The sequence below is a fragment of the Skermanella sp. genome, assembly GCF_059503625.1.
This window is the reverse complement of the sequence record NZ_JCACHA010000712.1, coordinates 1-11,282: the sequence shown is the minus strand read 5'-3', so window position 1 is coordinate 11,282 and position 11,282 is coordinate 1. Positions and strand designations below refer to the sequence as shown.

The 11,282-nt window shown below is 65.5% G+C and carries 8 protein-coding genes; 2 read left to right on the top strand and 6 right to left on the bottom strand.

The annotated features are described in order from the left end of the window. The 5 genes from AC5JJ6_RS23875 to AC5JJ6_RS23855 all read right to left on the bottom strand — a co-directional run. Window positions 1-281: class I SAM-dependent methyltransferase (locus tag AC5JJ6_RS23875; protein WP_496044450.1), on the bottom strand; the 281-nt coding region annotated here is incomplete at its 3' end. 163 nt (window positions 282-444) lie between these two features. Then, window positions 445-942 (bottom strand): peptidoglycan-binding domain-containing protein, encoded by a 498-nt coding sequence (locus AC5JJ6_RS23870; RefSeq protein ID WP_496044449.1) that lies wholly within the window; start codon window positions 940-942, stop codon window positions 445-447. A 31-nt stretch (window positions 943-973) separates the two neighbouring features. Continuing rightward, window positions 974-2,096 (bottom strand): peptide chain release factor 2 gene (gene prfB, locus AC5JJ6_RS23865; protein WP_496044448.1). Its coding sequence is split into 2 segments (ribosomal slippage): window positions 974-2,026 and window positions 2,028-2,096, totalling 1,122 coding nucleotides; the frame shifts between segments, so codons are not numbered across the junction. A 132-nt stretch (window positions 2,097-2,228) separates the two neighbouring features. Continuing rightward, the gene (locus AC5JJ6_RS23860; RefSeq protein WP_496044447.1) at window positions 2,229-4,721 is read right to left on the bottom strand and encodes a penicillin-binding protein 1A; all 2,493 of its coding nucleotides are present in this window, start codon (window positions 4,719-4,721) and stop codon (window positions 2,229-2,231) included. 162 nt (window positions 4,722-4,883) lie between these two features. Next, complete coding sequence (locus AC5JJ6_RS23855) at window positions 4,884-6,275, bottom strand: N-acetylmuramoyl-L-alanine amidase (protein WP_496044446.1); 1,392 nt, start codon at window positions 6,273-6,275, stop codon at window positions 4,884-4,886. Window positions 6,276-6,690: 415 nt separating this feature from the next. Between AC5JJ6_RS23855 and AC5JJ6_RS23850 the strand changes: the two genes are divergently transcribed. Further along, a complete protein-coding gene (locus AC5JJ6_RS23850) occupies window positions 6,691-6,828 on the top strand; it encodes a hypothetical protein (protein WP_157599310.1) in 138 nt (45 codons plus the stop codon). Between the two features lie 4 nt (window positions 6,829-6,832). Further along, window positions 6,833-10,525 (top strand): Rne/Rng family ribonuclease, encoded by a 3,693-nt coding sequence (locus AC5JJ6_RS23845; protein ID WP_496044445.1) that lies wholly within the window; start codon window positions 6,833-6,835, stop codon window positions 10,523-10,525. A 155-nt stretch (window positions 10,526-10,680) separates the two neighbouring features. Here the strand turns inward: AC5JJ6_RS23845 and AC5JJ6_RS23840 are convergent. Beyond that, the coding region (locus AC5JJ6_RS23840) for an aminotransferase class I/II-fold pyridoxal phosphate-dependent enzyme (RefSeq protein ID WP_496044444.1) at window positions 10,681-11,282 on the bottom strand (602 nt) is incomplete at its 5' end.

Sequence of the window (11,282 nt, the reverse complement as noted above, 5' to 3'; positions counted from 1 at the left end):
GCATACAGGATAGCGGGATCGTCGGTCGCTTGACGAGCCGCCTCGATCATCCGGTCGGATATGTCGACGGCAAGCACGCTCGACGCTCCCACCTTCCGGACATACCGCGCCACATGACCGAAGCCGCACCCGAGATCGAGCACCCGCTTGCCTGCGAGGTCGGACATCAGCGAACGGATCGCCGGCTCTTCCATCACCTTGTTCAAGCCGGTTTCGCTCCACCGGAGCTTGCTGTAACCTTCAAAGAACAAGGCATCGTTGTAGATGTTCTGGTCTGGCATCCGAAAGCTCCGGACCGGCTGCCCCGTCCCTAGATTGGAACAGCCGGGCAGCCTGTCGCTTAGTACGCTTTTGAATGACATGGACCGGGTTTAGATGTCTATCCGGTAACAGTGCGGCAATTTATCTGTAACCTAAGGATGCCGACATCTTCGATCACGCTTTCTACCGAGCCTTGACCGTATGATCGTCTCGCAACCGTTGCGCCAGCTCCGGCGTGACCTGACCGTCGACAGGCAGGTTGGCTTCCCGCTGGTACTGGCGGATGGCATCGCGGGTACGGGCGCCGATGCGGCCGTCCACGGCTCCGACATAGAAGCCTCGCATGGTCAAGCCTTCCTGAACTTCGGTCTCGACCGTCGGCGTCGCCGGCCTTGAGCGGGCGAAGACCTTGGGAAGGTGGAAACTGACATGATCGAGCAGTTCCTGGCTGGGACAGCCGGTAACGGGCAGCCTGGCTGCCCGCTGATAGGTCCGGATCGCCTCCGCCGTCTTCGGTCCGAAACGGCCGTCGATTCCACCGGGATCGAAGCCGTTGACGGCCAGTTCGCGCTGTATCCCCTCCACCATGGGGGTTTGGGTCGTCGCGCAGGCGGCCCATGCCGGACCGTCCGCCGTCAGTGCCAGCAACATCGCGCCGGCACACAAGCCCATACCCTTCATTCGAGACACCTCATTTCCGGTTGGCACACCGTCAGGCCGCTTCGCTGTCCCCCTGCCCCTTGATCCGCTGGGCCAGGGCGGCAGCCAGGAACTCGTCGATATCGCCATCCAGCACGGCACCGCTCTGGCTGGTTTCGACACCGGTTCGAAGATCCTTGACCATCTGGTAGGGCTGCAACACGTAGGAGCGGATTTGGTGCCCCCAGCCGATGTCCGACTTGGTGGCCTCCAGCGCCGCCGCCGCGTCCTCCCGCTTCTTCAGTTCCGCTTCGTACAGACGGGCGCGGAGCATGTCGAAGGCCTTGGCGCGGTTCTTGTGCTGCGACCGCTCCTGCTGGCACTGCACCACGATATTGGTCGGAATATGCGTGATGCGGACCGCGGAGTCGGTTTTGTTGATGTGCTGGCCGCCGGCACCGGACGCCCGGTAGGTATCGATGCGAAGGTCCTTGTCCAGCACCTCGATCGCGATCTTGTCGTCGATCACCGGGCTGACGGCCACGCTGGCGAAGCTGGTATGGCGGCGCGCCTGACTGTCATAGGGGCTGATGCGGACGAGACGATGCACGCCGGCCTCCGTCTTCAGCCAGCCATAGGCGTTGTGGCCCTTGATCTGGACCGTGGCGGACTTGATCCCGGCTTCTTCGCCGGCGCTCTCTTCGAGCCACTCGGTCTTGTAGCCGTGGGCCTCCGCCCAGCGCAGATACATCCGCAGCAGCATCTCGGCCCAATCCTGGGCCTCGGTACCGCCGGCGCCGGCGTTGACTTCGACGTAGCAGTCGTTGGCGTCGGCCTCGCCGGAAAGCAGGCTTTCCAGTTCCAGCTTGGCAGCCTTGTCCTTCAGCGCCAGCAGGGCGTTCTCGGCGTCCTTGACGACGGTTTCGTCGCCCTCGGCCTCGCCCATCTCGATCAGCTCGATGCTGTCGCTCAGCTCGCGTTCGAGCGCGCGGTAGCCGTTGACGGAGGTATCCAGATGGGTGCGCTCGCGCATCACCGTCTGCGCGCGTTCGCTATCGTTCCAAAGGTTGGGATCTTCGGAAATGGCGTTCAGTTCGTCGAGGCGCCTGACTGCATTTTCCCAGTCAAAGGTGCCTCCTCAGCAGCGCCAGCGACTCTCGGATCGCTTCAGCGGCTGCTTCGATCTCGGCTCGCATGGCGGGCCTCCTCGTCGCTAAGTTTCAGGGATGGCGGTTCGATGACGCTTACTTAGACCCTGCCGGCCTTGACGCCAAGACCCAATCGCTGGCGCCGGCCGGCTTGGCCGCCCCTCGCTCGCCGCTCGCCCGTCAGTAGAGCCCGCCCGTCCCCGACGATGCCGGTTCCTGCGGTCCGCTTCCCTGCCCAAGCGGCGGCACGCTGCCGGGCGGCTGGAGATAGCCGCCGCCGGGAATTCCGCCCGATGCGACGTCGCTGCCGTCCAGGACGAAATGTTCGCCCGGCTGCGGTTCCGTTCCAGGCTTGAAGGCTTCCCAGATGGCGTTCCGCTGACCCGGCTCGGCCAGCTGTCCGGTCGCGGCGTCGACCCGGACCAGACGGATGCCGGGCGGCATGCGGAACGGGGTCGCGGGCTCGTTCTTCAGCGCCACCGACATGAAGTCCTTGAAGACCGGCGCCGAGATCGATCCGCCGGTCTCCTTGCCGCCGAGCGGCCGGGGCTGGTCGAAGCCGATATAGAGCCCTACGGCCAGATCGGGCGAGAAACCGACGAACCAGGCGTCGTTCGCGTCGTTGGTCGTGCCGGTCTTGCCCGCCAGCGGCTTGCCGATGGACGACACCATCTTGGCGGTGCCCCGCTGAACCACGCCTTCCAGGATGGAAACCATCTGGTAGGCGGTCCGGGGATCGATCACGGTTTCCCGTGCATCGGGCACATCCGGCACCGCAAGGTCCGGCGACCACGCGACGCCGGAGCAGCCGTCGCAGGGCCGCATGTCGTGCTTGAAGACCGTCTTGCCGGTATGGTCCTGAACCCGGTCGATGAATGTCGGCACCACCTTCTTGCCGCCGTTGACGATCATCGAATAGGCGGTGGTCATCTTCAGGACGGTGGTTTCACCGGCCCCCAGCGACATCGACAGGACAGGCTGAAGCTTGTCGGCGATACCGAACCGCTTGGCGTAATCGACGACCTTGTCCATGCCGACGCTGTTCGCCAGCCTGACCGTCATGACGTTCCGGGATTTCTCCATGCCGACCCGCAACGTCGTCGGGCCGAGGAAGTCCTCGGAGTAGTTCTGAGGGCGCCACAACGGCTGTCCCGGTCCCGGCTGGATCGCGAAGGGAGCGTCCATCACCAGGGTCGACGGCGTGAAGCCGTTGTCCAGTGCCGCCATATAGACGAAGGGCTTGAACGAGGAACCGGGCTGACGCATCGCCTGGGTCGCGCGGTTGAAGACGCTGATCTTGGAACTGAAGCCGCCGCTCATCGCCAGGACGCGCCCGGTATGAGGGTCCATGGCGACCAGACCGCCCTGGGCGGCGGGGATCTGGCGCAGGCCGAAGGTCCCGGCTGGAAGGTCCTTGCCCTTGGCGTCCTTCGCGACCGGCTCGACCAGGATGACGTCTCCCTTGGCGAGCACGTCGCCGACCTGCTTCACCTCCGGTCCCAGACGTTCGCCCTCGATCCACTTGCGCGCCCACTTCACCTCCGCCAGCGGGATACGGCCCCGGCCGCCGTCGGCGATGCCGACCTCGGCATGGTCGGCGTTGACCTCCAGTACGGTGGCGAGCTGCCAGATCTCGCCGCCGGCGGGGACGGTCGTTTCGGCGAGCTGCTTGGACCAGTTGTCGAAGCTTTCCAGCTTCGCTACCGGACCGCGCCAGCCGTGACGGCGGTCGTAGGCGATCAAACCGTCGCGCAGGCTCTTGGTCGCCACATCCTGAAGCTTGGGATCGACGGTCGTGCGGACCGAGTAACCGCCCTCGTAAAGCTGCTGCTCGCCGAACCGGGAGGAGAGCTGGCGGCGCACCTCCTCGGCGAAGTAATCGGCGGTGACGTAGTCGGTCTCCTCGCGGCGGCGCACCTCGAGGGGTTCGGCCTTGGCCTGCTCCGCCTCCTCCGCCGTGATGTAGCCGTCCTCATGCATGCGCCCGATCACCCAGTTGCGCCGGGCGACGGCGGCATCGTGCTGACGGACCGGGTGATAGTTGTTGGGCGCCTTGGGGAGCGCCGCCAGATAGGCCGCCTCCGCGATCGTCAGCTCGTCCAGCGGCTTGTTGAAGTAGTTCAGGCCGGCAGCCGCGACGCCGTAGGAGCGGTTGCCGAGGAATATCTCGTTCAGGTACAGCTCGAGGATGCGGTCCTTGCTGAAAGTCTGTTCCATCCGGAAGGCCAGGATGGCTTCCTTGATCTTGCGCTCGAACGACACTTCGTTGGTCAGCAAAAAATTCTTGGCGACCTGCTGGGTGATGCCGGAAGCGCCGAGCATCCGCCGGCCCGTGGCGACGTTCTCGACATTGACCACGATGGCGCGCAGCACGGCGCCGAAATCCACGCCGCGATGACTGTAGAAGTTTTGATCCTCGGCGGAGATGAAGCTGCGGATCACGCGCTTCGGCATCGCCTCGATCGGGATGAACACGCGGCGCTCGGTCGCGAACTCCGCCAGCACCCGGCCGTCGCCGGCATGCACCCTCGTCACCGTGGGAGGCTGGTAGTCCGCGAGCTGGGCGTATTCCGGCAGGCCCTGGCTGAAGTGATGGATCGCGAACACCGCGCCACCGGCAGCCACCACGACGATGAGCAGAAGCGCCGACAGTATCCCAAGAAAAATGCGCATCAGTATTCCACGAGAAAAAACAGCGCCCGGACATAGCGCCGTCCGTCACTGCGAGTTTCGACCCTGGCCAGCGCTTGCTTGCCGCCGCTCAGTTGCAGTTGTCCATCTGCCGTCACACGGTCCAGCCGGCAGTCTAGCAGATCGAATACGGCTATGTTGAGATCATGACCGGCTGATGCCGGTCCTTGCGGCAAAATACCCGTCGATGCTCCGAAGGATGGAACGCGCCATTCGTCCGCGGTGTTCCGTCTGCCCCAGCAGCTTCGCGTCCTGAGGGCTGGAAAGATACCCCAGTTCGACCAGTACCGACGGGATATCCGGAGCGGTCAGGACGGCGAATCCGGCCGAGCGGTGCGGGCGGGGCACCAGCCGGGTCTGCCGCCCCATCTCGTCGACCAGCATGTTCGCGAAACGGCGCGACTGGTTCATCGTGTCGCGCTGGGCGAGGCTGATGAGGATGTTCACGACCTCGTCGTTCTCGGCGGTCAGGTTGATGCCGTCCAGCGCGTCGGCCCGGTTCTCCCGCGCCGCCAGCGTCGCCGCTTCACGGTCGGAAGCGTTCTCCGACAGGGAATAGACCGACAGGCCGCGCACGTCGCTGCTGCCGATCGAGTCGGCGTGGAGCGATATGAACAGCTCGGCTCCCGCCTCCCGCGCCTTGGCGACCCGGTCCCGCAGACGCAGGAAGACGTCGCTGTCCCGGGTCATCACGACGCGGTAGCGCCCGGTGGCGGTGAGCTGATCCCTGACGACTCGGGCCATCGCCAGAGTCAGGTCCTTCTCGAAAGCGCCCGTCACGCTGACGGCGCCGGGATCGACGCCGCCATGCCCGGGATCGAGAACGACCACCCGCCGCGCATCCGTCCTCGATCCCGGGCGCTTCGGCGGGAGCGGCACGGCGCCCAGCGCCGCCAGCGTCGTGGAAGATGCGGAGCCCTCGTCGGGTCCGGAACGGAGCCCCGGCGGCATCTGCGGCGGGATCACCGCCGCCGTCACCGGCGACATCGTGACCGCGACCGTATCCATCGGCGACTCGGGCAAGGACGGCACGGCACGGCTGACGACGGCGGCTCCGGTGGATACTGGCAACGTGTACGTCGAGCCGGGCGCCTGTTCCGCCACGTGGGTACCGTGGGACCTGCCCAACTCTGACGCGAAGACAACCGCGCTGACAGGCTCGATGTCCAGCACGAAGCGCGGCTGCCTGCCGTCCCGCGGCGGCAGCATGAAGGCTTCGCGGACACGTACGGGACCGGCGACCTCCAGCACCAGGCGCATCGTTCCGGGCCGGTACGGCGCATAGCGGTAGTTCAGGACGGATCCGGCGGTGCCGCTCGACTGGTTGGCCTGGTCGTTCCAGGTCATTTCGGGAAAATCGACGACGACGCGGTAGGGATCCGGCAGCGTGAAGACCCGGAAATCGACTGGATCAGTGACTTCCATCACGAAGCGGGTCTTGTCCGGATGCACGCCCAGCCTGACGTCGACCACCGTGGGGCGCGCAGCGGCAGGCCACGCCAGAGCCGCGACGAGGGTGAATACCGCCAGGATCATGGACAGCGCGCGCAGCGTAGCTCTCCGAAAGGGGCCGATCGATAAACTTTATGATAGCTATACTCCAGGAGAATCAAAGTGTTCAAGCGTGTTGATAAGATTCAGCGTTATTTGAGGACATCGCCGCTCCCTACCCTCCCTGACCCCCTCCCCCGGCGCAATCACGGTTGAGGGTCCTTGATCGGACAGCGACAATTCTATCATTGAGGAAAGTGCCGCCCCCTATTATGGTAGGGGTGCGACATACCGCATTCCGCCAATCCCGTTTTGGGAACGGCGGCGTCGCTCTCGGGTAACGCGCTGCCGCGTTTGGTTTTTTTCTGGCAGCGCACCGGTTGGGTGACGCTTACGGAATATGCGGTTGAAGGAAAAACCTTGAAGCTGGCTTCAGCCCCGAAAGGCTGGAGTCCGGTGCATGATGCTCTACCCGTCCTGGCTGCTGTGGAAAGCGCCGTTAGACGACAAGGTCGAGCCGGCATCGAACGCTTCGCTTTTTACGATGACGCGCCGCCACCCGTTCGTCGCGCGGGGGCCCGGCGGCGTCATGGGGTAAACATATGGCAAAGCGCATGCTGATTGACGCGACACATGCCGAGGAGACTCGGGTTGTCGTGGTCAATGGTAACAAGTTGGACGAACTCGACTTCGAAATCGCCAGCAAGAAGCAGTTAAAAGGCAACATATATCTCGCCAAGGTCACGCGGGTGGAGCCTTCGCTCCAGGCGGCCTTCGTCGAATATGGCGGCAACCGTCACGGTTTCCTGGCCTTTTCCGAAATCCACCCCGATTACTACCGCATTCCGGTCGCCGACCGCGAAGCGCTGCTCGCCCAGGAACGCGACCTGGAAGAGCGCGAGGAAAGCGCCGGCGGCGATGTGGAGATGGGCGACCCCCGCCCCGGCCGCAACCAGCGCCGCTCCTTCCGGGGCGGCCCGCGCGGCGACGACAACGGCGGCGCAGGGCCGCACTCCGGCCACGACCGGTCCAGCCAGCAAAGCGAGCCGGCAGCGGAAGCGCTGCAAGCCGACATCCCCGGCGCCGGCGAACAGCCGCCTTACGAGAGCGGCCCCGCCGGACAGGCTCCCTACCAGGAGCCGGCGCCCCAGCCAGATATCGGCGACGTTCCCTTGGACTGGTTCGCCCCCGACGAGCCGGCACCGGAAACCACCCCTCCGGAGGATCCCCAGTCCCAGGATGGAGCGGCTCAGGACAGCGGCAATCAGGATGATGGCCAGGACAATGGCGGGAACGCCGGTCCGGACGAGGACGGCGACGACAAGCCGACGACCTACCAGCCCGCCAACCTGCCGCGCGACGAGCGGAGCGAGCCTTACGAACCGTCGGAAAGCGACGCGGTCCAGCCCTCCTACGATGCGCCGCGCTTCGATGCCCCGGTGGAGGCCGTCATCCATCCGGTGCCCGGATCGGCACCGGCCGCCGAGCTGGGTGCCGGAACCGAACCTGCCGTAAGCGAAGGCGCCTCTATGGAGGGCGGGCAGTACCGGTCCGACAGCGTCGAGGACCGCGAGAATACCGAAAACGACCATGAAGACGACGGCTCGCGCCGCCACCGCCGCGCGGACCGCAACCGGAGCGAGGCCGAGGGCGGATCGGTGGACGACCTCGGCGGCGACGAGGCGGACGACGCCCAGCGCCGGCGTCCGCGTCCGCTGCGCAGCTACAAGATCCAGGAAGTCATCAAGCGCCGGCAGATCCTGCTGGTCCAGGTCGTCAAGGAAGAGCGCGGCAACAAGGGTGCGGCGCTGACGACATACCTGTCGCTGCCTGGCCGCTATTGCGTCCTGATGCCCAACACCGGGCGGGGCGGCGGCATTTCCCGCAAGATCACCAACCCGCAGGACCGCAAGCGCCTGAAGGAAATGATGTCGGATCTCGACATCCCGGAAGGCATGGCGGTCATCCTGCGCACGGCGGGGATGGAGCGGACGAAGCCGGAGATCAAGCGCGACCTGGAATACCTGCTCAGGCTGTGGGACAGCATCCGCGACCTGACGCTCCAGTCGAGCGCGCCAGCGCTGATCTATGAAGAAGCCAACCTGATCAAGCGCTCGATCCGCGACCTCTACACCAACGACATCGACGAAGTGCATGTCGAGGGCGAGAACGGATTCCGCGTCGCCCGTGACTTCATGCACATGCTGATGCCGAGCCACACGCGCAAGGTCCAGCTTTACCGCGACGAGACGATCCCGCTGTTCTTCCGCTATCAGGTGGAAACACAGATCGATGCGATCCATAGCCCCGTCTGCCAATTGAAGTCGGGCGGTTACATCGTCATCAACCAGACCGAAGCTCTGGTCGCCATCGACGTCAATTCCGGGCGCTCGACCCGCGAACGGAACATCGAGGAGACGGCGCACAAGACCAACCTGGAAGCCGCCGACGAGATCGCCCGTCAGTTGCGCCTGCGCGACCTTGCCGGTCTGATCGTCATCGACTTCATCGATATGGAAGACGCGCGCAACAACGCGTCGGTCGAGCGCCGCATCAAGGAGGCGATGAAGAACGACCGGGCACGCATCCAGGTCGGCCGCATCTCCCCCTTCGGACTGCTGGAACTGTCGCGTCAGCGGCTGCGCCCCAGCCTGATGGAAACCAATTTCGAGAAGTGCCCGCACTGCGCCGGCACCGGCATGATCCGCTCGATCGAGTCCGCCGCCCTCTATGTCCTGCGGGCGATCGAGGAAGAAGGCATCCGCAAGCGCTCCAGCGAGATCACGGTCCATGTCGCGACCAAAATAGCGCTGTACATCCTCAACCAGAAGCGCGACGCCCTCGCCGATATCGAGCGCCGCTATAGTTTCCGCGTCTTCCTGTTCGGCGACGACACGCTGATCCCGCCGGAATACCGTCTGGAGCGGATCAAGGCGCGTCAGGCCGGCGAGGAGATCTCGCCGATCATCAACACCGAACGGATCTTCGCCGAGACCGACCGCCTGCTCGAACGCGAGGCGGAGGCCGAGGAAGACGATGCCGAAGATCTGCCGGAACCCGTCGTGGAGGTTGCCGAACCTGCCGCTCCGGTTGCCGCAGCTGCAGCCACGGAACAGACGGACGAACGCGGCGACCGCCGCCGCCGCCGGTCGCGCCGCCGCCGCCGTTTCGACGACCGTCCGGAAGCCCGGACCGACGAGCAGGGCGAGGAAGACCGGGACGAAACCTCCGAGGATCAGGCCGAAGAGGGCAGCGAGGACCTTACGCCCGAACAGATCGACGCCGATGCATCCTTCGAGGATGATGGCGAGGAAGGTGACGAGGGCGAAGAGGGTGAGAACGGCCAAGCGTTCGAAACCGACGCCAACGGTCTCCGCAAGAAGCGCCGCCGCGGCAAGCGCGGTGGACGCAGGCGCGGTCGCGGCCGGCTGGACGGCGAGTTCGACAATGGCTACGCCGAGGACGGCGAGCAGCCGTCGGAGGATGGCCAGCCTGCTCCGGTCGCGGTGGAGCCTGCACCCGAGGCTCCTCCTGCGGCTCCCGAGCCGGTCAACGTTCCCGTCTATATCGACGATCTCGGCGATCCGTTCGAGGACCTCGACCTGCCGCCGCTGCACACCCCGGCAGAACCTCAGCCTGAACCGCAGCCCGAGCCGGTCGCTCAGCAGCCGACTCAGGTAGAGGAGCCGGAAGCGATACCGGTGCCAGCACCGGAACCGGAGCCTGTGCCCGAGCCGGAATCCCTGCCGGCCGCGGCAGAGACGATCGAGCCCGTCACGGTCGGCGAGCCGGCCATTCCGGCAGACGTCGTCGCGGAAGTGACCGCTCCGGAAGCTGCGCCCGAGGCTCCTCCGGTCAAGCCGAAGGCCAAGCGCGCGCCGCGCAAGAAGAAGGTCGCCGAGCCCGCAGCCGAGGCAGCTCCTGCCCCGGTTGCGGCCGAGCCGGCAGCCGAGGAGGCTCCTCCGGCCAAGCCGAAGGCCAAGCGTGCCCCGCGCAAGAAGAAGGTCGTCGAACCCGCAGCGGAGGCTCCGGCCTCCGTCGCAGCGGAACCGGCGCCCGCGGAACCCGCTCCGTCGGAGCAGATTCCCGAGCCGGTCCCGGCGCCGCTGCCCCAGGAGCCGAGCGCCGGCGACGATCTGTTCATGGACGTAGCTCCCGGCCCGGTCGAGCCGGCACCGGAACCGGACCTGCCGCCGGAGTCGGAGCAGGCTGCGGAGCCTGCTGCGGAGAATCAGGAAGATCCGGAGAGCCAGCCTACCGCTCCGCCGCGCCGCGGCTGGTGGAGCCGGAGTTGATCTCCGGCTGACGTAGGGTCGAGGTAATGAGAAGCCGGGGCCATGACCCCGGCTTCTCATTAGGCTCAAATCGGGAGTAACGTCGATGTCGGGCTGAAGAGGCCCGACAAGCACGATCCCGACAAGCCGGAACTATCCGGCTCACATTATCAAAATCAAATGCCGCCGGTACTGCGCCAAGCCTTCAGCCGCCTTGCCGCTTCGGCCATATCGGCGGTGGCCCCGGCGAAGGAGAACCGCATGAAGTGGTGGCCGCGCTGCGGGTCGAAATCCACTCCCGGAGTGGCTGCGATGCCGGTTTCCACCAGCATGCGCCGGCAGAAGGCTTCGCTGTCGTCCGTCATCGCCGATATGTCGGCGTAGATGTAGAAGGCGCCGTCCGCCGGGGCCAAGCTGTCGAAACCGGCTTTCGGAAGCTCTTCCAGCAACAGCGCCCGGTTCTGCGCATAGCGCTCGACGTTGGCGTCCAGTTCCTCCGTGCAGTCGAACGCGGCACAGGCGGCATGCTGGGACAGGCTCGGCGGAGAGATGAACAGGTTCTGGCTGAGGCATTCGATGGAGCGCGACAGATCGTCGGGCACCACCATCCAGCCCAGGCGCCATCCCGTCATCGAGAAGTATTTGGAGAAGCTGTTGATTACCAGCGCCTGTTCCGTGACGGCCAGCGCCGAGGCCGCCGTCTCCTCATAGCTGATGCCATGATAGATTTCGTCTGACACCAGCCGGATACCCTTCTGCTGGCAATAAGCCGCCAGCC